The sequence below is a fragment of the Lunatimonas sp. genome (assembly GCF_020832325.1).
In the GTDB taxonomy this organism is placed as follows: Bacteria; Bacteroidota; Bacteroidia; order Cytophagales; family Cyclobacteriaceae; genus Lunatimonas.
Window position 1 is genome coordinate 271396 of record NZ_JAFIEU010000051.1, and the last position, 23924, is coordinate 295319.

18 protein-coding genes and 4 tRNA genes are annotated in these 23924 nt (G+C 45.2%); 19 read left to right on the top strand and 3 right to left on the bottom strand.

The genetic code is table 11. The features are described from left to right. Positions 1-9 precede the first annotated feature (9 nt). The 5 genes from JJU34_RS21250 to JJU34_RS21270 all read left to right on the top strand — a co-directional run bounded on the left by JJU34_RS21250 (position 10) and on the right by JJU34_RS21270 (position 5761). Entirely contained in the window at positions 10-792 is a 783-nt protein-coding gene (locus JJU34_RS21250) for a copper resistance protein NlpE N-terminal domain-containing protein (RefSeq protein WP_228694443.1), read from the top strand. 220 nt (positions 793-1012) lie between these two features. Beyond that, the gene (locus JJU34_RS21255) at positions 1013-2197 is read left to right on the top strand and encodes a DUF4221 family protein (protein ID WP_228694444.1); all 1185 of its coding nucleotides are present in this window, start codon (positions 1013-1015) and stop codon (positions 2195-2197) included. Beyond that, positions 2194-3348 carry a DUF4221 family protein gene (locus JJU34_RS21260; RefSeq protein WP_228694445.1) on the top strand — a complete coding sequence of 385 codons (1155 nt, stop codon included), beginning with the start codon at positions 2194-2196 and terminating at the stop codon, positions 3346-3348. The genes JJU34_RS21255 and JJU34_RS21260 overlap by 4 nt, the downstream gene beginning before the upstream one ends. Before the next feature lie 48 nt (positions 3349-3396). Then, positions 3397-4557, top strand: coding sequence for a DUF4221 family protein (locus tag JJU34_RS21265; RefSeq protein WP_228694446.1), 1161 nt, complete (start codon positions 3397-3399; stop codon positions 4555-4557). A gap of 91 nt (positions 4558-4648) precedes the next feature. Then, the gene (locus JJU34_RS21270; RefSeq protein ID WP_228694447.1) at positions 4649-5761 is read left to right on the top strand and encodes a DUF4221 family protein; all 1113 of its coding nucleotides are present in this window, start codon (positions 4649-4651) and stop codon (positions 5759-5761) included. 81 nt (positions 5762-5842) lie between these two features. On the opposite strand, the gene frr is transcribed toward JJU34_RS21270, so the two are convergent. From frr to JJU34_RS21285, 3 genes are all read right to left on the bottom strand, one after another. Continuing rightward, a complete protein-coding gene (frr, locus tag JJU34_RS21275) occupies positions 5843-6403 on the bottom strand; it encodes a ribosome recycling factor (protein WP_228694448.1) in 561 nt (186 codons plus the stop codon). 13 nt (positions 6404-6416) lie between these two features. Further along, a complete protein-coding gene (gene pyrH, locus JJU34_RS21280) occupies positions 6417-7127 on the bottom strand; it encodes a UMP kinase (protein ID WP_228694449.1) in 711 nt (236 codons plus the stop codon). A 165-nt stretch (positions 7128-7292) separates the two neighbouring features. After that, positions 7293-7787: an acetyl-CoA carboxylase biotin carboxyl carrier protein subunit gene (locus JJU34_RS21285; protein WP_228694450.1), complete on the bottom strand. Its 495-nt coding sequence runs from the start codon at positions 7785-7787 to the stop codon at positions 7293-7295. 140 nt (positions 7788-7927) lie between these two features. Between JJU34_RS21285 and JJU34_RS21290 the strand changes: the two genes are divergently transcribed. The 14 genes from JJU34_RS21290 (at position 7928) to rpoC (ending at position 23913) form a co-directional block, all read left to right on the top strand. Further along, positions 7928-10546: a M1 family metallopeptidase gene (locus tag JJU34_RS21290; RefSeq protein ID WP_228694451.1), complete on the top strand. Its 2619-nt coding sequence runs from the start codon at positions 7928-7930 to the stop codon at positions 10544-10546. Between the two features lie 138 nt (positions 10547-10684). Next, positions 10685-10767, top strand: a tRNA-Tyr gene (locus tag JJU34_RS21295). Between the two features lie 155 nt (positions 10768-10922). Continuing rightward, positions 10923-10995 (top strand) — tRNA-Gly (locus tag JJU34_RS21300). A gap of 31 nt (positions 10996-11026) precedes the next feature. Continuing rightward, a tRNA-Thr gene (locus JJU34_RS21305) sits at positions 11027-11098 on the top strand. 59 nt (positions 11099-11157) lie between these two features. Next, a complete protein-coding gene (gene tuf / locus JJU34_RS21310) occupies positions 11158-12345 on the top strand; it encodes an elongation factor Tu (RefSeq protein ID WP_228694452.1) in 1188 nt (395 codons plus the stop codon). Between the two features lie 113 nt (positions 12346-12458). Then, positions 12459-12529, top strand: a tRNA-Trp gene (locus tag JJU34_RS21315). 92 nt (positions 12530-12621) lie between these two features. Then, on the top strand, positions 12622-12810 hold the full coding sequence (gene secE, locus JJU34_RS21320; protein ID WP_010856309.1) for a preprotein translocase subunit SecE: 189 nt from the start codon (positions 12622-12624) through the stop codon (positions 12808-12810). 18 nt (positions 12811-12828) lie between these two features. Then, the gene (gene nusG / locus JJU34_RS21325) at positions 12829-13386 is read left to right on the top strand and encodes a transcription termination/antitermination protein NusG (RefSeq protein WP_209329910.1); all 558 of its coding nucleotides are present in this window, start codon (positions 12829-12831) and stop codon (positions 13384-13386) included. 3 nt (positions 13387-13389) lie between these two features. After that, a complete protein-coding gene (rplK, locus tag JJU34_RS21330) occupies positions 13390-13833 on the top strand; it encodes a 50S ribosomal protein L11 (protein WP_228694453.1) in 444 nt (147 codons plus the stop codon). Positions 13834-13843: 10 nt separating this feature from the next. Then, a complete protein-coding gene (gene rplA, locus JJU34_RS21335) occupies positions 13844-14542 on the top strand; it encodes a 50S ribosomal protein L1 (protein WP_228694454.1) in 699 nt (232 codons plus the stop codon). A gap of 2 nt (positions 14543-14544) precedes the next feature. Then, the gene (gene rplJ / locus JJU34_RS21340) at positions 14545-15084 is read left to right on the top strand and encodes a 50S ribosomal protein L10 (protein WP_228694455.1); all 540 of its coding nucleotides are present in this window, start codon (positions 14545-14547) and stop codon (positions 15082-15084) included. Positions 15085-15134: 50 nt separating this feature from the next. After that, positions 15135-15515, top strand: a complete 381-nt coding sequence (gene rplL / locus JJU34_RS21345) for a 50S ribosomal protein L7/L12 (RefSeq protein WP_228694456.1) — start codon at positions 15135-15137, stop codon at positions 15513-15515. Between the two features lie 158 nt (positions 15516-15673). Further along, positions 15674-19549 carry a DNA-directed RNA polymerase subunit beta gene (gene rpoB, locus JJU34_RS21350; RefSeq protein WP_228694457.1) on the top strand — a complete coding sequence of 1292 codons (3876 nt, stop codon included), beginning with the start codon at positions 15674-15676 and terminating at the stop codon, positions 19547-19549. Positions 19550-19599: 50 nt separating this feature from the next. Continuing rightward, on the top strand, positions 19600-23913 hold the full coding sequence (gene rpoC / locus JJU34_RS21355) for a DNA-directed RNA polymerase subunit beta' (protein ID WP_228694458.1): 4314 nt from the start codon (positions 19600-19602) through the stop codon (positions 23911-23913). Positions 23914-23924: the final 11 nt, after the last annotated feature.

A 23924-nucleotide genomic window follows, 5' to 3' on the forward strand; every position in this document is an offset into this window, starting at 1 on the left:
TTACTAACGATGATAAAGAAGGTTTTTGGATTGGGCTTTTTGATGCTGTGGGCCGTCGCCGCGTGTCAGCAGAAGGCCACCACGATGCAGCAGACATTGCCAATAGGCGATACGAGCCGAAATGCCTTGGATTGGGACGGAACCTACTCCGGGATGGTGCCTTGTGCAGATTGTGAAGGGATACTTACGGTGTTAGAATTGACGAAGGAGGAAACCTACACGCTGAAAAGAACCTACGTTGGCAAAGACCCCAAAGCGTACCTCACGGAAGGCCGCTTTGCCTGGAATGAGCTTGGAAACATCATCACCTTGGATGGCATAGAACAGGGACCCAATAGGTACTTGGTAGGCGAAAACCAGCTGTTTCAGCTGGATATGGAAGGTAATCGTATTACAGGTGCGTTAGCCGACAACTATGTGTTGAGAAAAGGCGAACAAACGGTCGAAGACCCGCTGCTAGGGAAAAAATGGGTATTGAAGCAGGTGATGGGCAAAGACCTGCCAGAAAATGAAGCCATTTTTATCCAGTTCGAGCCAGGTAGTAGCCGAGTCCTTGGTTTTGGCGGATGCAATCAGTTTTTTGGAAATTATGAGTTAAAGGAAGGATGGCGCATACAACTTTCTCAAATTGGACGTACGCAAAAGCTTTGTCAGGAAATGCAGGAGATAGAAGACCGATTTTTTGAAGCGTTGGAAAATGCAGATAATTATTCGCTCAATGATGAAGGCGACGTGCTTTCCTTGAATAAGGCCAGAATGGCCCCGTTGTTACGGTTTGAAATAGGCACCTAAACAGTTCTTTGATCCATGTACTTAAGGTGGAGGGCATATCCATTCTAGGGGTTGACTACCTGCGCGGTTTAGGGATAATCTCAAGGTTGCGAAAAAATTGGTGGTCTGATTGAAGGCTTTTAGGGTTAAACAAAGTTAAATTTTTCATTTTTTGACCTGTATTGGTTTTTATATTCGGCAAAAATTCCTAAATTTTTAGTCTCAATAAATCTTAAGCGTTATGAAACATGTCGTTTTTCTGTTAACCTTAGTTGTTTTTGTGGGATGTGGAGGGGAGCATGGAGGTGGAGACGATGCGCTCCGATTTGATATTGCGATTGACACCGTGATGATCAATCCGGGTCAGGAGATATTGTTTCTGAATGCAGGATTATATGGAGCGGTCCTTAGTAACGACAAGAAACATCTCTATAATTTTAATCACACGGAGTTTTCCATCGAAAAAATAGACTTAGAAAGTCTAGCCTTCGAGCGGAAAATCGAGATTTCCAAGGAGGGGCCAAATGGCGTAGGACAGTACTTTATGGGTATACTCCCCCTTGATGAAGAAAAACTACTCTTCAGATGCTACCGGCAGGACAATGTTTTGGACTGGGAAGCAAAGAAGCTTCGCCAATTTGATTTCACGAAGATAGGGGACGATGAAAATAAGGTAACTGAAGAAGAGAACTTTTATTCTCTTGTCCGCATGGATGACGGTCTGGAATCCTTTTTGGGTTTAGCAAACCGGTATAGGGAAAAAATTACAACTGCAGTTCATGTTAATTTAACTTCGAATTCAGCCAAACGTTATGAAATACCACTGTTTGAAAAAGCTAAGAAGTTTCAAGTCGAGATTGGTGACGGGGGGTCATTCGGAGTGCAGTCATATTTGGTTAAGGAAGGAGGAAAGGCGATTGTATGTTCGGAAATATCTAGCGACATGTATGTATACAATCCAGAATCAGATTCTTTTGAAGCATATACCTACCTCAGTGAGCTCACGGCCGCGGAAAAGACCGGGACTTATCCGGCAACGGTCGGTGGCATAGAAGACCTTGCTCCTGTGTATCGAAGGATGCAGGAGGAGATTGCATTTATGCCACCACACTGGGATGAGATTAATGAGGTTTTTTATAGGTTTTCCTTTATCTCAGTCTTTGATGATTCCGTGGAGCAGCCCGAGAATAGCCCGATACCTCGAGCAACTGGAGCCAAGGTTTACCTTTCTGTATATGATAAAGATTTAAACTTGATAGCGGAGTCTTTTATGCCGATGTTAAATGCCCGACCAGCGTTTCATTTTGCAAAAGACGGGAAATTGTGGATGTTTGAGAATATTGAAGATGAGATGGGTTTTGTCAGCTTTTTGATTTCAGATTTGGGAACTGTCCAATCTGAAATCCACAATCCACCCACAAAATGAGAAGGATTTTAGTAGCTTTTATATGCTTTTGCTTAATCGCCTGCGCCGAAAAGGAGAAGGATGGAAATCAGGGGATTACCAGCCTAGGGTTTTTGATCGATACTGTATTAATTGATCCGGGTGAAGAAATTCTATTTCTAAACAGTGGTTTGTACCCATCCAGATTGAGTAGTGACAAAAGATACTTGTACAGTTTTGACCATAAGTCATTTGCGATGGAATGCATTGATCTAGAAAGACTTCAAATAGATTCAAAAATCCAATACAACCGGGAAGGTCCGGACGGAGTTGGAGACTATTTATGGGATTTTAGGGTTGTTGGGGAGGACAGCCTGCTGCTTGTTAGCTATGGTAAACTCGGCATTTTTAACCGAAACGGCAAAAAGATTGCGGATATAAACCTAGGTGAGGTAGGTAAGTCGCAACAGCAGGGAAGTTTTGAAAATGCGCAATATCCGCTCTTAGTGCCTGGGGCAGAATGGGTAATTATGGGATTTGTTTCCGATCTGGAGAAAAATGAACAAACACTTGTGCGTTGGGATATGAAGGAAGATTCCGTTCAGAAAATCCAGCTGTCCCTTTTAGAAAAAATGAAACAATTTCAAGCCGACTTTGATGACGGTACATCGGCTATGAGAATCGGAGCGGGAGAATACCTGGAAATTGAAAACCGGCATGTGGTTATGGGATTTAGCGCATCTTCCGCCATCCATGTTTTGGATCCTGGCGCTGATGACTTTAGGCTGATGACGTATAAGGAGCAGCTAGTTCCAACTGAAAAAACAGTAACTTTTCCCGAAAAAATTCAGGACAGGGGTTTGCTGGTAAAACTATTGACTCAGGCAACGGAGGAAATTTTACATTACCCCCCGTTTTGGGATGAGGTGAATGGCGTCTATTACCGACTGTCCCAGGAGCTGATTTATGAGGCAGATGCTGAACCACTTCCCAACCAATTTCTTCCAGATCCGTCTTCTGCATTGATTTACTTATCCGTATATGATAAAAATTTCAATTTAATTGCGGAATCCAAGATACCGCAACTAACCAAGCGACTTTCCCGACACTTTGCCAAAGACGGTAAAATCTGGATATTTGAGAATATGGAGGATGAAATGGGGTTTGTCCGGTTATCGGTTTTAGATTTATGATTTTCGATTTATGTCTTTCAATCCTTGTAAACCTAAAATGTCTTTTGAATGAAAAGTCGACTTATGCGTTGGATGCAAGCAGTTCTATTGGCTTACTTGTCGATGTCCTGCAACCATCAAACAGAAAGAGAAATTCAGGAACTTGTAGTTCATACAGATACCGTCCAAATTGATCCGGGAGAGGAAATTCTTTTTCTGAACTGGGGCTTGGATCAATCCCAAATTTCCAAAGACAAGTCGTATTTATATAATTTCAACCGGAATGATTTTACTCTTGAAAAGATTGACTTGGATAAGCTTTCCCTGGACGAGAAAATTCCCTTGGAAAAGGAAGGCCCAAATGGCATCGGTGGGGATTTATACAGCTTTTATCTGGTAAATGATGACAGCATCCTAATGACTAGCGGTAATAAAAATAGCTATTCAGATTACAATGGCACTATCCTTAGCCGATTCGAGTATGGTGAGATTGGGGATGAAAACAACCGATTGAGAGATGAGGAATGGATAAGGTCAATTGCCATCCCCAAACACGCTTCCCACAAAATTTATGCGCTAATTGAACATTATGTCAAGGGGGAAATGTATCTGGGGATTTTCGATTTAAAATCAAATGGAGTCAAAAAGATGGAGCTACCCGGGTTCGAAAAATTCAAAAATTATGAAATAAATTTTGACGATGGAACCAATCGCTTTGGCTTAGGGACATCAAAGCGCATTTTGGCAGTAGAAGATAATATCATTATCGGAAACAACGTGACAAGCAAACTTTGGATTCTGGATGTGCATACGGACTCCTTAAAGACCGTATCTTTCAAACCTCAATTGACTTCCAGTGAAAAAACTGGGAAGCATCCGTTGCTTATAAACGATAAACGACAAATGGATAATGTATACAAGTCGATTTTTGAGGAAGTCACCTTTCTTCACCCTGTATGGGATGCTGATAGCGAGAGATTCTACAGATTTTCACTTACATCGAATTTTGAGAACAGCCAACCTGAGGAGGGCAGTCGTCTTCCAAGACCTTCAGGTACAAGCGTGTTTTTGACCGTCATGGATAAGGCCCTTCAAATAATCGCCGAAACCCCGCTTCCCATGTTTGATAAATATCCTTCCCATCACTTTGTAAAAGACGGCAAGATCTGGATATTTGAGAATTTGGAGGACGAAATGGGGTTTGTGAGATTGTCGATTTCAGATTTATGATTTATCAAATCTGAAATCCGAAATCAACAATCTTAAATCTAAAATATATAATAAGGTGAAACAAATCCTAGGCATTTTTATTATCTTAATCATGGTTATAAGTGCTTGTGAAACAGAAGTTACTAGCAAAAATACGATACTTTCCGAGTCCAATATAATTATCGATACGGTATTGATAGATCCCGGGGACCAGCTCGTTTTCCCCTATGTAGTAGCGGAAAGAAGTTTTTTCACAGAAGATAACCGCTATCTTTTTAATTTCAATGATTTCGACCACACCCTTGAAAAAATTGACCTGGATAAGCTTGAATTGACAGAAAAATACCCTTTTGAAAAGGAAGGTCCACACGGGACGGGCAATTACGTTGATTACTTGGTGCCTCTCGACTCAGATAGATTGCTGATACAAGCCAGTAGTCAGGCCGGGATCTTTGATTGGGCGGGGAGTAAACTCGGAGAATTTGATCCACTCCTGGAGGGTGCTTCGTTGACGCATGTTGAGAGGAAGGCTTTTCAGCCCGTTCGGGCAGTCGGCGGGCGGATCTATGGGCTGATAGTTGACAATGGGGCCAACACCAGTGAGGTGGGATACGTTGACCTTACCGAGGGTGAATTTTCAACCATTCCATTGGCGAAAGAATTCAGGCATGGGGATTTTAACCTAGAGCACAGAGAAGGTAATACCCGGCGGAGGTATGCGCCTGAGTTTCACATACAGGCTTTCCATAAAGAGAATTGGCTTATCGTGGGAAGTACGGTATCTAGCAGATTGTATATTTTCGATCCCGAAATACATCAATTTTCAAAAAGGGAATACAACCTTAGGCTCACTGCAAATAAGAAAGAAGGTGTCTACACATTGGATACGGAGGATGAGGCTTTGTTTCAAAGAGCTTACGTGTCACTACACGAGGAAGTCACGTTTGGTCCATTACTATGGGATGCTGATGGGGAGCGGTATTATCGGTTTTACTACGAGTTGACGTTCCCCAAGGAGCATACTTCGGCTACTTTCCCGAATGCAAATGCGACGTTCATGTACCTGATGGTGATGGATAGGGAACTTAACTTGCTGGCAGAAATGCCAATTCCTCAATTGGAGTATACCCCTTATTTCTCGTTTGCCAAGGACAGCAACATCTGGATTGCCACCAATCTGGAGGATGAGTTGGGGTTCGTTCGATTGACGGTGTCGAGTTATTGAAATGTTATTGGCATGGTTAAGTGGAGAGGGGGTAACAGTGTTTTCAAAAGGTCGACTTGTATCCTCTCCACTCTACTACCGTTAAACCTTCATAATCTCCTCTTCCTTTTTGGCAAACAACTCGTCGATTTTGGTAGAAAACTTATCGGTATATTTCTGCACGGTGTCTTCGGCGCGCTTTACTTCATCTTCAGGAGCCCCGTCTTTTTGCAATTTTCTTAGACTTTCATTGGTGTCTTTTCGGATAGAGCGTATACTGATTTTGCCATTTTCGCACTCGTTTTTTACCTGCTTCACCAGAGATTTTCGTCGCTCTTCGGTGAGAGGCGGGATGGTCAGCATTACCATTTCCCCGTTATTTTGCGGGTTTAGGCCTAGGTCCGAATTGATGATGGCTTTTTCGATTTCACCGATCAAGCTTCTTTCCCAGGGCTTGATGGCTAATGTACGCGCATCAGGTGTTGTGATAGAGGACACTTGCTGTAGGGGAGTAGGGGCGCCGTAGTAAGACACCACGATTCCATCCAGAAAATTTGGCATGGCCTTGCCTGCACGGATTTTTACCAATTCCGAGGAGGTATGGTCCACGGCTTTTTTCATTAAGCTTTGTGCCTCGTCCAAGAATAACTGTATTTCTTCCATGATTCTGTCGCTCTTATTTTGAAGTGATTAATGTACCAACGTCTTTTCCTTCGACGAGGTTTATCAGGTTTTGTGCTTTGTTCATGTCAAAAACGATAATGGGCAGGTTGTTTTCCTGGCAAAGCGTGAAGGCTGTCATGTCCATTACGTTCAGGTTCTTTTCGTAGACTTCCTGAAAGGAGATCGTATTATACCGTGTGGCTGAAGGGTCTTTTTCTGGATCGGCCGTATATACACCATCCACTCGGGTGCCCTTTAGGACTACCTCAGCCTCAATTTCTATCGCACGCAAGCTCGCCGTAGAGTCAGTGGTGAAATAGGGATTGCCGATACCAGCTCCAAAAATTACGATACGTCCTTTTTCCAAGTGGCGGATGGCTCGACGCCTGATAAACGGTTCGCATACACTTTCCACCTTGATGCCGGACATCAGTCGGGTGTACATGCCGTTTTGCTCCAAGGCACTTTGAAGAGCCATGGCATTGATTAGCGTGGCCAACATGCCCATGTAATCACCCTGCACTCGGTCAATGCCGACGTTGCCCGCCTGCACGCCTCTAAAAATATTTCCTCCTCCAATCACAATGGCGATCTCCACCCCCAGATCACGGACTGATTTGATTTCCGTTGCGTATTGCTGCAACCGCTTTGGGTCAATGCCGTAGGACTGTTCACCCATCAGGGCTTCACCGCTCAATTTGAGGAGTATTCGTTTGTATTTCATTCCTGTGTGGTTTGTATGATGATCCATAATAGAGGGTCTTGACCCGCGATATTCGGCTCTTGCCGACTATGACCTGATGACCGCTAAAAGTCGCAGCCGTTGCGTGCTGAAATTTTTAAATCGGACAAAGATAATTTCTTGTTTCTAGAAAACTAAATCTATCCCTTAAAATTGAACGAGCACCTGGTTTTTTTCCACACTTTGCCCCTGCTGAACAGCGATCGCTTTTACCGTTCCATCTAGCGGCGCCTTGATGGCATTTTCCATTTTCATGGCCTCCAATACCAGTAGGGTCTCTCCCTTTCGAACAGTTTGCCCCACTGTCAGGGGGATGTTCAAGATGAGGCCTGGCATAGGAGCCTTCACATCGGTGGGTTGAGCAGTTTGGCTATTGCGGATACCCAGTTTCTCCAATAGTAGATCTTGAGGATCTTGGATTTTGAGAGAAATCTCCTTTCCATCTAGTTTCAGACAAAGCACCTTTTGTTTTTCGTCCCAACTAATGACCTCTAGGTTAAGCGATCGGTTGCGGTACAGGATATGGTAGTGTCGGTCTTTGATCCGGCGGACATCCCATTCCACGCTTTGGTTTTCTACTAAATAGGTTTCTTCGGATTTCTCGACTCTTAAACTGGTACTGCCGATACTGACTTTGTACATTTTATCTTATTTTTTGGGCTGATGGAAACCAAATAGCGATTAAATTTGTCACGCTAATGCTAAAGAAAATCAAAATTCGCCAATTTGGCACGCTGTATGGCGTGAATTTGTTTCATTTAATAGGGTTTGTCCATCCATCTATGCAAAGATATCGTAACAACGGCCTTGTTGCCGCATTTATTTTTGGGTTACTTTTTTCCTGCAAAACCAGCAATGCGCCCGTTGTAGACGGAGAATCGGCCATCGGTGCAGCAATGACTGAATCTAAGGGAATCAGGGAAGTACTTGCTACGCCAGACCCCAATCCTGATTTAGGTAAACTGGAAATGAAGATGCAGGGGTATAGGGAGACACCTGAGCGAAAGTTTGACCTTATCCATACGAGTTTGGATCTGTCTTTTGACTATGCCAATCAGCGAGTGCACGGGACGGCGTTGTTACGTATGAAGCCCTACTTTTTTGAGCAAAGCCAAGTTAGCTTGGACGCTAAAGATTTTGAAATTCACGACAGTTGGTTAGTGAATGGGCAGGAGCAGAGGCCATTGAATTTTCGCTACGACGGAAAGAGGGTAGACCTATTTTTACCCGGCAACTATTCATCTTCCGATACGCTATTGATTGGTCTGAGATATACCGCCAAGCCCGAAGAAACCACTCAAGCCGGTGGGAGAGCGGTTACAGATACAAAAGGTCTGTACTTCATCAATCCAACCGGTACAGAGGACAAACCCCGGCAGATATGGACCCAGGGTGAGACCTCGTTCAGTTCAAAGTGGTTCCCGACCATTGACCATCCCAACGAGCGGCAGACCCATGATATTCGGTTTCGCATAGACAGTGCAGACCTTACCATCAGCAACGGCCGGCTGCTTTCTCAGACTAGCCACGCGGACGGTACGCGCACAGATCACTGGGAAATGGACCTGCCCCACGCCCCCTATCTGACAGCGGTAGCCGTAGGCGATTTTGCGAAGGTGTCGGATAAGTGGCGAGATGTCGAGGTCAATTATTATGTAGAACGGGGGTTTGAAAAAGGAGCAGCCCGCGTTTTTCAGCATACACCGGAGATGTTGACGTTTTTTTCTGAATTGCTTGGTGTAGACTATCCATGGCAAAAATACGATCAGGTAGTTGTCCGTGATTTTGTGTCCGGAGCGATGGAAAATACTACCGTATCGATTTTTATGGAGTCGCTGAACCTTGATGAGCGAGAGGCTTTGGACAGCGACTGGGATTACATCATCGCCCACGAACTGTTTCATCAATGGTTTGGCAACCTGGTTACGACGGAGTCTTGGTCCAATTTGCCGTTGAATGAATCATTTGCCGATTATTCCGAATACCTATGGTTTGAATACAAGGAAGGGAAAGATAAAGCAGATATGCATCATTTGGCTGCTATGGAACAATACCTGGATGAGTCCTTGGAGAAGCAGGTAGACCTGATCCGGTTTCACTATGAGCACGAAGACGACATGTTTGACAGCCATAGCTACGCCAAAGGTGGGAGAGTACTGCACATGTTGCGTAGGCATTTGGGCGATGAGGCCTTTTTTGCGTCGCTTCGGCATTATCTGACGAAACATGCATACAGCAGTGTGGAGATTCATGACTTGCGCCTGGCCTTTGAGCAGGTTACTGGACGCGACCTAAACTGGTTTTTCAATCAATGGTTTTTGGCATCTGGGCATCCGATTCTGGATATCAAGTTGGATACCAGGAATCCGGAGAGTTACTTACTTACCATTTCCCAAAAGCAGGATTTTCAGACGACACCTCTGTACCGAATTCCATTTAAGGTGAATCTGTACAAAGACGGGGGAGTGGAAGAACGTGAATTTGTATTGGAGCAGGGTACGCAGCAGTTTGCGCTGGAGAATGGTGCCGCCGTCGATGCGGTGATTGTGGACGAGGACATGGTGTTGCTTGCGGAGAAGCGTAGTTATAGGGGTGCTGAGGCCTTTAAGAGGCAGTTTACCTTTGCCAAATCCGGAGTAGCGAGATTGGAAGCATTGGATAGTCTTACAGCGGCTTTTTTGGATGTGGAAGACCGGAAACCTCTTATTCTGGAGGCACTGGAGGATTCTTTTTCCGAAGTTCGGGGCTTGGCGCTCACCCGAATGCCTCAAGCCATGAGTCAAGAACAAGTGGATGAGGCGTTGTCAGCGAAGATATTACGGCTAGCAGAGGAGGACCCTAGCCACGAAGTAAGGGCGTCAGCGATTGGATTATTGGGGGAATTGGACGGAGAGAGATATGCCGGGGTTTTTCAGCGGCTGGTTCAGAATCCCTCTTATGTGGTAGCAGGTGCGGCACTCACGGCGATGATGGATCGGCCCGGTGGCGTGGAAGCAAAGATGAGGATGTTTGAAACTCTGAAGGAGGAGCGAAATATCCGGATGGTGGTGCCATTGGCGGATTTTCTCACCTCTGAGGCCAAAGTAGGGTATGATTATTGGTTTAATTCGAAATTGGACGCGATGACAGGGGAGTCACTTTATTATTTCATTGGCTACTATGGCGATTATTTCGCAAGCGTACAGGGCTCGGACAAGGCAGGAGCGATCAACAGGCTGATGGGGCTGGCAGGAGGCCATCCGGCCAACTACATTCGCCTGACAGCATTTCAGTCGCTATTTGGATTTATCGATGAGGAGGGAGTGTTGGAGCAGGTGGTGAAAATTCATGCGGAGGAGTCTGACGAGTTGGTCCGCAATTACCAGCAGTTTTTCTTGGAGCCCTATCTGGAGGAAAATTAATAAGCTGATTATGAAACCACTACTGGAGGCAGTTGGTAAAAAAGTACATTTTTTTTTGGATTGTTTTGAATGTTAGGGAAAAGGCTATAATTTTGCCATCCGTTACGATAATTAACTGTTGTATCGAATAGAAAAGTTGGGGGAATACCAAAGCGGCCAACTGGGACGGACTGTAAATCCGTTGACTTATGTCTTCACAGGTTCGAATCCTGTTTCCCCCACAATCCAGCGAAAATAGACTTTCTTTTTATTGACAGAGAGTAGATTATTCTGGAAAAAAGGTATAAATTTACCAGCCAATTCAAAAAACAATATGGTGCATACGATGTGTGTTATCGATATTGTTGGAAAGATTGGTAGTATAGAAATATTAAAAGCGGGAGTAGCTCAGTTGGTAGAGCGGCAGCCTTCCAAGCTGCAGGTCGCGGGTTCGAGCCTCGTCTCCCGCTCTATGCTTTTATAGGCATAATAATGTTACTAGCCGACGTAGCTCAGGGGTAGAGTGCTTCCTTGGTAAGGAAGAGGTCACGGGTTCAAATCCCGTCGTTGGCTCGATACATTGGTACAAACAAACGAAATTTTATCATTAACTAAACAAAGGATTTTCACGCATGGCAAAAGCAACCTTTGACCGTTCCAAACCACACGTTAATATAGGTACGATTGGTCACGTCGATCACGGTAAGACTACTTTGACTGCTGCCATTACAACTGTATTGGCCAGAAAGGGTCTGTCTGAATTAAGAGACTTCGCTTCTATCGACAACGCTCCTGAGGAGAAAGAAAGAGGTATCACTATCAACACCTCTCACGTAGAGTATCAAACTGAAAGCAGACACTATGCGCACGTAGACTGTCCAGGCCACGCTGACTATGTAAAGAACATGGTTACGGGAGCTGCACAGATGGATGGTGCGATCTTGGTGGTAGCTGCTACAGACGGTCCAATGCCCCAGACTAGGGAGCACATTCTGTTGGCTCGTCAGGTAGGTGTACCTGCGCTCGTAGTTTTCATGAACAAGGTAGACTTGGTAGATGATCCTGAATTGTTGGAGCTAGTTGAAATGGAAGTAAGAGAGCTTCTTTCTTTCTATGAATTTGACGGCGACAACATTCCAGTAATTGCAGGTTCTGCTCTCGGTGCTTTGAATGGCGATGAGAAGTGGGAAGCAACTGTAATGGAGCTGATGGATGCGGTAGATAACCACATTCCTCTTCCAGAAAGAGCAATCGACAAGGATTTCTTGATGCCTGTAGAAGACGTATTCTCGATCACTGGTCGTGGTACTGTAGCTACTGGTAGAATTGAAAGAGGAGTAATTAACTCTGGTGAGCCAGTAGACATCATCGGTATGGGTGCTGAGGGATTGAAATCCACTGTAACAGGTGTAGAGATGTTCCGTAAGATCCTTGACAGAGGTGAAGCTGGTGACAACGTAGGTTTGTTGCTTAGAGGTATTGAAAAGTCTCAGATCAGACGAGGAATGATTATCTGTAAGCCTGGATCTGTGAAGCCTCATGCTCACTTCAAAGCGGAAGTTTACGTTCTTTCCAAAGAAGAGGGTGGACGTCACACGCCTTTCTTTAACAAATACCGTCCACAGTTCTATCTTAGAACGACAGACGTAACCGGTGAAATCAAACTTCCTGAGAACGTTGAAATGGTTATGCCAGGTGATAACATCACCATTGAGGTAACCCTTTTGAACGCAGTTGCTCTTGAGAAGGGACTTCGATTCGCTATCCGTGAGGGTGGTAGAACCGTTGGTGCCGGACAGGTGACTGAAATATTGGATTAATCTTTATATTTCATACGATAAATGCAGGTGCGATTCTGAATTTTTTCGGAATCGCATTTGTTTCTTAGGACATTTTTGCCTACTTTTGCGTTCCGTAAATGGAGGAAGTGTCTACGGGCATAGTTCAATGGCAGAATAGCGGTCTCCAAAACCGTTGATGGGAGTTCGAATCTCTCTGCCCGTGCTAAAGAACCATAAAGCCCTTTCATAGATGTCCGAACTTGTAAAGGAAAAGACATCTACTACTGAAGGTGGGATCTATTAAAATTGAGTTACATGAACGTCAAGAATTTTGTAGTTGAATCCATCGACGAAATGAAGAACAAGGTCACCTGGCCGAAGTATGCTTCATTGCAGAACAGCGCCGTCTTGGTGCTCGTAGCGTCGTTGATTTTCGCCTTGGTAATAGGGCTCATCGATCTTTCCTTCGAGAGCGTTATGAAATGGTTTTATGATTTATTCTAATAGAATCAAAATTACATAATGGCTGAGCAGAAATGGTATGTCCTCAGAGTAGTAGCCGGGCAGGAAAAGAAAGCTAAAACGTATTTAGACAACGAGATAGCTAGGCAAAAACTCGAGGAATATATTCCGGAGGTGTTGATACCTTCCGAGAAGATTTATGAGATGCGCAATGGCAAGAAGCGTGTAAGGGAAAGAAATTTCTTTCCAGGATACGTGTTGGTACATGCGGATCTCAGCCATGGCGAGGCCAATCATGTGATTACGAGTATTCCGGGAGTTATCGGTTTTTTAGGGTCAAACCAGGGGGGAGCTTCCAAAACCCCCGAACCATTACGGCAGTCTGAAGTCAATAGGATCTTAGGTCGTGTTGAGGAGATTGATGAGTTTGCGGAAAAACTGGATACACCATTTATAGTTGGGGAGACCGTAAAAGTAATGGACGGTCCTTTCAGTGGTTTCTCGGGAATGATAGAGGAGGTGTTTGAAGACAAGAAGAAGCTTAATGTTATGGTTAAGATTTTCGGTCGAAACACCCCGGTAGAGTTAAACTTTATACAAGTAGAAAAACAAGACTAGGAAATGGCAAAAGAAATCACTGGTTATCTGAAATTACAGGTGAAAGGTGGCCAGGCTAACCCATCTCCTCCTGTTGGTCCTGCTCTTGGTTCCAAGGGTTTGAACATCATGGAGTTCTGTAAGCAATTTAATGCCAGAACGCAGGAGAAAATGGGTCAGGTTGTGCCTGTACTTATCACTATTTTCTCGGATAAGTCTTTTGAATTCGTCGTAAAGACTCCTCCAGCTGCAAACATGCTGTTGGAAGCGGCGAAGGTAAAAGGCGGTTCTTCGGAGCCCAACAGGAAAAAGGTAGGGTCTGTCACTTGGGATCAGGTAAAAACGATCGCTGAGGTAAAGATGCCTGACTTGAACGCCTTCGAGGTGGAGGCTGCCATGAGAATGATAGCCGGCACCGCAAGAAGTATGGGAATTACAGTTTCAGGGAAAGCTCCTTGGGAGGATTAAATAAAGGAACATGGCTAAGTTAACAAAAAAACAAAAAGAAGCTCTTTCTAAATATGATCCTAGCCAAGCCTACTCTCTGGCTGAGGCATCTAGTATCGTGAAAGAAATAACCAATGCGAAGTTTGATGCTTCCGTGGATATTGATATCCGATTGGGTGTTGACCCTAGAAAAGCTGACCAAATGGTCAGAGGTGTGGTGGCATTGCCACATGGAACAGGCAAGGATGTGAAAGTGCTGGTACTTTGCAGCCCTGACAAAGTAGAGGAAGCGAAGGAAGCTGGTGCGGACCACGTAGGTCTGGATGACTATATCGCCAAAATTGAAGGCGGATGGACTGACATCGATGTGATCATCACTACTCCAAACGTAATGGCGAAGGTAGGTAGACTGGGAAGAGTATTAGGTCCTAGAGGCCTTATGCCCAACCCAAAGTCAGGCACCGTGACCCTTGACGTGGGGAAAGCAGTGAAAGATGTGAAAGCCGGTAAGATAGACTTTAAAGTGGACAAATTCGGTATCCTGCATGCAAGTGTTGGAAAGGTTTCCTTCTCTCCGGAGAAAATTCTAGAAAACGCCATGGAGTTGATCCTGACGGTGTCTAAGTTGAAGCCCGCCGCTGCTAAAGGAACGTATTTCCGAAGCATCCATATTTCTAGTACCATGTCACCGGGTATTATCATCGATAAATCTAGTATTCAAGGTATATAATCATGACAAGAGAAGATAAAAAATCCATCATTGATGAACTTACCGAGAAGTTTAAGGAGACCCCGCATTTCTATGTAACGGATGCGTCAGGGTTTTCGGTAGCTCAGGTAAATGCCTTCAGGAGGATGTGTTTCGAGAAAGGACTCGAATACAAGGTATATAAAAACACGCTGGTAAAAAAGGCTCTTGAAAACCTTGATACTGATTATTCCGAATTCAACGAGAAAGCGTTGAAGGGTTTTTCAGGCATTCTTTTTTCGAAGGAAGTGGGAAATCTGCCCGCTAAAGCTTTGTTGGAATTCCGTAAAAAACTAGGCAAGAAAGAGACCCGCCCCAAATTTAAGGGTGCTTCTATCGACGGGGATTTGTTTTTAGGAGAAAACAACCTGGAGATTTTGTCTAACCTTAAATCAAAAGAGGAATTGCTCGGAGAGATTATCGGGCTGTTGCAATCTCCTGCCAAGAATGTTGTTTCTGCGCTTCAAAGCGGTCAACATATCCTTGCCGGAGTGGTCAAAACCCTTTCCGAAAGAGAATCTTAAATCAATTTATTCAATTCAGTTAAAAATCAAACAATTAAATATTTTATACAATGGCAGATCTTAAAGCATTCGCTGAGCAGTTAGTTAACTTGACTGTTAAAGAGGTAAATGAGTTAGCCGCAATTTTGAAAGATGACTACGGTATCGAACCCGCCGCTGCTGCTGCTACTGTTGTAGCTGCCGGAGCTGGTGGAGGTGAAGCTGCCGCGGAAGAAGAAAAAACTTCTTTTGACGTAATCTTGAAAGCTGCTGGTGGACAGAAATTGGCTGTAGTTAAACTTGTTAAAGAATTGACAGGTCTTGGACTGAAAGAAGCTAAAGAAGTAGTAGACGGTGCTCCTAAAGCAATCAAAGAGGGTGTTAGCAAAGATGAAGCTGATGCACTTAAGAAGCAACTTGAAGAGGCTGGCGCTGAAGTAGAATTGAAGTAATTTGAATAACCGTTCCTTCTTTTGGAATTGGTTATCCAAAATAGACCTGACTCTTAAGTCAGGTCTTTTCCTGTTTATGGACAACAAATAAATTGCACTATTTATAGTGTTAGTTGTCTTTAATTAATAAATATTATAACTATAAAACATATACTGCCTTGGCTATCCAGAATCAAACCGCAAGGAAAAGTTTCTCATCTATAAAGGTAGTCAAAGACTATCCTGATTTTCTAGACATTCAGCTGCAATCCTTTAAAGATTTTTTCCAGCTGGATACCCCTGCTGAAAAAAGAAGACAGGATGGTCTCTTCAAGGTGTTTTCTGAAAATTTCCCCATTTCTGATTCCCGGGAAAACTTCACCCTTGAATTTATCGACTATGCCGTTGATCCTCCAAAATACAACGTTTCTGAGTGTATAGATAGAGGACTTACTTACTCTGTTCCTCTCAAGGCCAAACTCCGGTTATTATGCTCGGATGAAGATAATGAGGACTTCGAGACCATTGAGCAGGAAGTGTTTCTAGGGAACCTTCCCTACATGACCGAAAAAGGATCCTTTGTTATTAATGGAGCAGAGCGGGTAATCGTTTCCCAATTGCACCGTTCCCCAGGTGTGTTTTTTGCGCAAAGCAAACATACCAATGGCACCAAGCTGTACTCTGCCCGAATTATTCCATTTAAGGGTTCCTGGATTGAGTTTGCCACCGACATCAACAACGTGATGTATGCCTACATTGACCGGAAGAAGAAGTTTCCTGTCACTACCCTGCTTAGAGCTATCGGCTACGGATCAGATAAGGAGATTTTGGATTTGTTCGGTCTTTCTGAGGAAGTAGATGCCAATAAATCTACACTTAAAAAAGTGATCGGACGTAGGTTAGCTGCCAGGGTTCTTAGAACCTGGGTAGAGGATTTTGTGGATGAAGATACCGGTGAGGTCGTTTCTATCGACCGAAACGAAGTGTTATTGGAAAGAGACTCTGTGCTTTCAGAGGAGGATATCGAGCTGATCCTAGACTCTTCCACTAAGAGCATTATTCTCCACAGGGAAGATGTAAACGTCGCAGATTATTCCATCATATATAACACGCTTCAGAAAGACAATTCCAATTCGGAAAAAGAAGCCGTAGAGGTGATCTATCGCCAATTGAGAAATACCGAGGCACCGGATGAAGCCACAGCCAGGGAAGTGATTCATGGGCTGTTCTTTTCAGACAAACGGTATGACCTTGGAGAAGTAGGCCGGTACCGAATCAATAAAAAACTCGGTCTTGACATTGATCCCGAGAAGATTGTATTGACGACGGAGGATATTATTTCGATCGTAAAATACTTGATTGGATTGATCAATTCGAAAGCGGTAGTCGACGATATTGACCACTTGAGCAATAGAAGGGTTCGAACAGTAGGAGAGCAACTTTATAGTCAGTTTGGTGTAGGTCTAGCCAGGATGGCACGTACCATCCGCGAGCGGATGAACGTGCGGGATAACGAGGACTTCAAACCGGTGGATCTAATCAATGCGAGGACCCTGTCTTCTGTGATCAATTCCTTCTTTGGTACCAATCAACTTTCACAGTTTATGGACCAAACCAACCCACTGGCGGAGTTGACGCACAAGCGTAGATTGTCTGCACTGGGTCCGGGTGGTCTGTCCAGAGAGCGTGCAGGTTTTGAGGTGCGAGATGTTCACTATACCCACTACGGTAGGCTTTGTACCATTGAAACACCGGAAGGCCCAAACATTGGGTTGATATCCTCACTTTGCGTACATGCAAAGGTTAATTCCATGGGCTTCTTGGAAACTCCTTACCGCAAGGTAAAAGAGGGCCAAGTGAGCATGGATCCCAAGGATATCGTGTTTTTGACCGCAGAGGAAGAGGACGACAATAACATCGCACAGGCAAACGCTCCATTGGATGAATCCGGAAATTTCATCAACGACCGGGTCAAGGCTAGGTTTGAGGGGGACTTCCCTGTATTGGAACCTGCCGAGATCAACTACATGGACGTGGCGCCCAACCAGATCGTATCTGTTGCTGCATCGCTCATTCCCTTTTTGGAGCATGATGATGCAAACCGAGCCCTTATGGGTTCCAACATGCAACGGCAGGCAGTTCCTTTATTAAAGGCTGAGGCACCGTATGTGGGTACAGGTCTCGAAGGAAAGGCTGCAATTGACTCCAGGGCGTTGGTTTTGGCAGAAGCAGACGGTGTCATTGATTACGTAGATGCCAAAAAGATTGTCATCAAGTACGATTTGAGCGACGACGAACTGCTGGTTAATTTCAGCGATGAATATAAAACCTATCAATTGACGAAGTTCCGTCGAACCAATCAAGATACCACGATCAATTTGTCTCCGATTGTGCTGAAAGGTCAGCGCGTTACAAAAGGACAAGTACTGGTTGAGGGATATTCGACCAATCAAGGGGAGCTGGCACTAGGCAAAAACCTGCTGGTGGCTTACATGCCTTGGCAGGGATATAACTTTGAGGATGCTATCGTTATCTCTGAGCGGGTGGTGCGCGAGGATATTTTTACCTCCATTCACATCGAAGAGTTTCAACTCGAAGTTCGGGACACCAAGCGGGGAGAGGAAGAGCTTACTTCGGAGATACCGAACGTATCTGAAGATGCGGTCAAAAATCTGGATGAGAACGGAATCATCCGAGTGGGTGCTGAACTGAAGGAAGGTGATATCATCATCGGTAAGATCACGCCAAAAGGAGAAACCGATCCGACTCCGGAAGAGAAATTGCTACGCGCGATCTTTGGTGACAAAGCCGGAGACGTGAAGGATGCTTCTTTGAAAGCGTCCCCTTCGCTCAACGGTGTGGTGATTGAGACCAAGTTGTTCTCTAGACCGAAGAAGGACAAAGACCTTAGGGCAAAGTCAAAAGCTGAAGTTGAGAAGCTTAAGCAGAAGTATAGTAAGGATCTGCTTGGCATACGTGCTAGAATGATTCAGAAGTTGGTGGTTTTGTTGGATGGAAAAGTATCCAATGGTGTGAGGCACAAGTTTGGTGACGAAATCATCAGTAAGGGTATGAAGTTCAACCATCAGAATATCGAAAATAACCTGTTTCCTGCCAAGAACCCATACCGGGACGAGAGCAATTACAACGTGCCAGAGGAAGCCAATTTGATTTCTGACATCATTTTAGATGATTGGACAGATGATGCGCACACCAATAATTTGGTTCAGCAATTGGTGAAAAACTATACCAATTCCCGAAATGAAATTTCCGGGATCTTTAAAAGGGACAAGTTTACTTTGGAAGTCGGTGATGAGCTGCCAGCCGGTATTGTACAATTGGCCAAAGTATACGTAGCCAAGAAGCGAAAATTGAAGGTTGGGGATAAGATGGCCGGACGTCACGGTAACAAGGGTATCGTGGCCCGTATCGTGCGTGACGAAGATATGCCGTTCTTGGAAGATGGAACTCCGATGGATATCGTATTGAATCCCTTGGGCGTACCTTCCCGAATGAACATCGGTCAAATCTTTGAAACCGTATTGGCTTGGGCTGGGATGAGGCTTGGTAAGAAATACGCCACGCCAATCTTTGACGGGGCCACCACAGAGGAAGTTGCAGCAGAATTGACAGCTGCGGGATTGCCATCTTTTGGCAGAACTTACCTGTTTGATGGTCTAACCGGAAAGAAATTCGACCAGCCAGTTACTGTGGGTGTTTCCTACATGCTAAAACTAGGCCACTTGGTGGATGACAAGATGCACGCGAGGTCCATTGGACCATATTCTTTGATCACGCAGCAGCCTTTGGGTGGTAAAGCCCAGTTTGGTGGTCAGCGTTTTGGAGAGATGGAAGTTTGGGCATTGGAGGCATTCGGTGCTTCCCACGTCTTGCAGGAGATCTTGACGGTTAAGTCAGATGATGTAATTGGCAGGGCCAAAGCCTACGAAGCCATCGTTAAAGGGGAGAACCTTCCCAAGCCGAATATTCCGGAGTCCTTTAACGTGTTGGTGCATGAACTTAGGGGCCTTGCGCTGGAAATTACTCTTGACTAGAAAAGACTATTACGGGCTGCGAGGCCCTCAAACTACTCACACAAATAACTATGGCGTTCAGAAAAAATAAAAAACTAAACAACGACTTTTCCAGGGTCACCATTAGTTTAGCTTCACCAGAGTCCATTTTGGACAGCTCGCATGGTGAAGTAACCCAGCCGGAAACCATTAATTATAGGACGTACAAGCCGGAAATGGGCGGTCTGTTCTGTGAGCGGATTTTCGGACCGGTGAAGGACTGGGAATGTCATTGTGGTAAATACAAGCGCATTAGATACAAAGGGATTATTTGTGACAGGTGTGGCGTAGAAGTGACCGAGAAAAAAGTACGTAGAGAGCGCATGGGGCATATCGAACTGGTGGTTCCGGTAGCGCATATCTGGTATTTCAAATCCTTACCTAATAAGATAGGATACCTTCTGGGCCTTCCCACCAAAAAGCTCGATCAAATCGTCTATTACGAAAGGTACGTGGTCATCCAACCCGGTGTGAAAGGGGACGATGGATTACAATACCTCGATTTCCTAACGGAGGATGAGTACTTGGATATCATGGACAAGCTCCCCAAGGAAAATCAAATGCTGGATGACGAGGATCCTACCAAATTTATTGCAAAGATGGGTGCCGATGCATTGGAGATGCTGCTGGCCCGACTCGACTTGGATGATCTGTCCTACAGCTTGAGACACCAAGCTGCTACAGACACTTCGCAGCAGCGTAAAGCTGAGGCCCTAAAGAGACTCAAGGTGGTGGAAGCATTCCGCGATGCCAGAACACGTATTGAAAACCGTCCCGAGTGGATGATTGTCCGTATGGTTCCGGTTATTCCACCAGAGTTGAGACCATTGGTTCCTTTGGACGGAGGGCGTTTTGCGACCTCTGACCTGAACGACCTTTATCGCAGAGTAATCATCCGAAACAATCGTTTGAAGCGTTTGATTGACATCAAGGCGCCCGAGGTGATTCTTCGAAACGAAAAGAGGATGCTGCAGGAAGCCGTAGATTCGCTATTTGACAATTCCCGAAAGGTGAATGCCGTGAGATCTGACGGTAACCGAGCGCTGAAATCGCTTTCAGATATGCTGAAAGGAAAGCAGGGTCGTTTCCGACAAAATTTGCTTGGAAAGCGGGTAGATTACTCAGGCCGTTCCGTGATTGTGGTAGGCCCTGAGTTGAAGCTGCACGAATGTGGACTACCGAAAAATATGGCGGCTGAGCTATTCAAGCCCTTTATTATCCGAAAGTTGATAGAGCGGGGAATTGTGAAAACCGTGAAATCTGCTAAGAAAATTGTGGATCGAAAGGACCCCGTAGTGTGGGATATTCTAGAGAACGTGTTGAAAGGGCACCCTGTGCTGCTAAACCGTGCTCCAACGCTACACCGTTTGGGTATTCAAGCTTTCCAACCTAAGCTGATTGAAGGAAAAGCCATTCAATTGCACCCGTTGGTATGTACAGCGTTTAATGCTGACTTTGACGGTGACCAAATGGCGGTACACGTTCCACTGGGACATGAAGCCATCCTGGAAGCCAGCACACTGATGCTGTCTTCGCACAATATTCTAAACCCGGCAAATGGTGCCCCCATTACGGTGCCTTCCCAAGACATGGTGTTGGGACTGTATTACGTGACGAAAGGCAAAAAGTCCACCGAAGCCGAGCCGGTATTGGGAGAAGGCATGGTCTTCTATGGAGAAGAGGAAGTGATCATCGCATTGAACGAGGAGCGTATATCCAAGCATGCACATATCAAATGTAAGGTTACCGTCCGGAAGGAAAACGGCGAGCTTGCTAGCGAAATCATAGATACGGTAGCTGGTCGATTGATTTTCAATCAGTTCGTTCCAGAGCAGGTAGGTTTTGTAAACGAACTGCTCACCAAGAAGAAGCTTCAGCAGATCATTGCTGAGGTGGTGAAGATCTGCGGTATAGCCCGCACCGCCCACTTTTTGGACGATATCAAACATTTGGGATTCCAGATGGCCTATCAAGGCGGTCTTTCGATGGGATTGGACGATGTGATTATCCCCGAAGAAAAGGATCCGTTGATTGATAAAGCCAAGTCGGAAGTTGATCAGGTATGGAATAACTACCTGATGGGTCTGATCACCGATAACGAGCGTTACAACCAAGTAATTGATATTTGGACCAGAACCAACTCTAACCTCACTAACATCCTAATGAGGCAAATGGAGGAGGACAATCAAGGGTTCAATGCAATATTTATGATGATGCACTCTGGAGCCAGGGGTTCTAGAGAGCAGATTCGCCAGTTGGGCGGTATGAGGGGATTGATGGCCAAGCCGCAGAAGAACCTTCAGGGCTCGGTGGGAGAGATTATTGAAAACCCAATCCTTTCCAACTTTAAGGAAGGACTCGACGTATTGGAGTATTTTATCTCTACCCACGGTGCAAGGAAAGGTCTAGCCGATACGGCACTGAAAACAGCCGATGCCGGTTACCTGACTCGACGGTTGGTGGACGTAGCTCAGGATATGATTATTTCAGAGGAAGACTGCGGAACCCTTCGTGGGCTGGTAGTACAGGCGCTGAAAGACAATGATGAGATCGTAGAGCCACTTTCTGAACGAGTCGTAGGACGTATCGCGGTTCACGATGTGATTGATCCGATCAGTGACGAGCTGATTATATCTTCAGGTGAAGAAATCACAGATGCTGTTGCAAAGCGAATCGATGAATCTGCCGTAGAGGAAATAGAGATCCGTTCCGTGTTGACTTGCGAAACACGAAGGGGAGTATGTGCCAAATGTTATGGTAGAAACCTATCTACCGGAAGCATTGTACAGGTAGGGGAGTCTGTAGGTGTCATCGCGGCGCAGTCTATCGGAGAACCTGGAACCCAGTTGACCTTGCGTACTTTCCACGTAGGTGGTACTGCTTCCAACATTTCGGTGGAAGCCAGCATCAATGCCAAATTTGAGGGTATTGTAGAATTTGAAGAGGAGTTGCGCTGGATTGAAACTACTAACAAGGATGGGGAGTCCGTCTCCATCGTTATGGGTAGATCCGGTGAAATCAAGATCAATGATCAGAAGTCTGGCAAGACGTTGGTTTCGAACCACGTGCCATACGGAGCGGTATTGAACGTGAAGGATGGTCAGAAGATCGGTAAAGGAGAGTCGCTATGTACTTGGGATCCCTACAATGCCGTGATCTTGTCCGAATTCGACGGCACGGTGGAATTTGATTCGATCATTGAGAGTGTTACCTATAAGGAAGTAGCCGATGATCAGACGGGATACCGCGAGAAGGTAATTATCGAAACCAAGGATAAGACGAAGAACCCAGCGGTGATTGTAAATTACGGCGACGAGTCTAAGTCATACAACATACCGGTGGGAGCTCACCTTTCTGTAGAAGAAGGGGATAAAGTGCGCTCCGGGCAGATCTTGGTGAAGATACCTCGTTCAGTTGGAAAGACCCGGGATATTACCGGTGGTCTTCCTCGGGTGACGGAGCTTTTTGAAGCGCGTAACCCATCGAACCCGGCGGTAGTTTCTGAAATTGATGGAGTGGTTAGCTATGGAGGCATCAAACGCGGTAACAGAGAGATTTTCATTGAATCCAAAGATGGTGTGAAGAAGCGGTACATGGTATCTCTTTCCAAGCATATCTTGGTTCAGGAAAACGACTTTATTCGAGCAGGTGAGCCATTGTCTGACGGAGCCATTACACCAAACGATATTCTGTCGATAAAGGGTCCAACGGCTGTACAGGAATACCTAGTAAACGAGATCCAAGAGGTGTACCGACTGCAAGGTGTTAAGATCAACGATAAACACATCGAAGTGATCGTTAGCCAAATGATGCAGAAAGTGGAGATTCTGGATGCAGGAGATACTGGATTCTTGCAGAATCAGATCGTCAATAAGTGGGCGTTCCGAGAGGAAAACGACTCTATCTTAGATAAGAAAGTAGTGATGGATGCGGGAGATTCTTCTACGCTGAAGCCGGGTATGATCATTTCGGCGCGAAGACTTCGTGATGAAAATTCCAGCTTGAAGCGCAAGGATTTGAAACTCGTGCAAGTGCGGGATGCGCAGGCGGCTGTATCTCAGCCTACGCTTCAGGGTATCACTGCTTCTTCATTGGGAACAGAGAGTTTCATTTCTGCTGCGTCCTTCCAAGAGACCACCAAAGTACTCAGTGAAGCAGCCATCAAAGGCAAGCGTGATGAGTTGTTGGGTCTGAAGGAAAACGTAATTGTTGGTCATTTGATCCCTGCCGGTACCGGACAGCGTAATCTGGAGCGTGTGCTTGTGGGTTCAAAAGAGGAATACGAACGTTTGGTAGCGGAACGGGATAAGCAGCCAACTAAAAAGGCTAAAGAAACCGTGAAGTAAGTTTATATCCA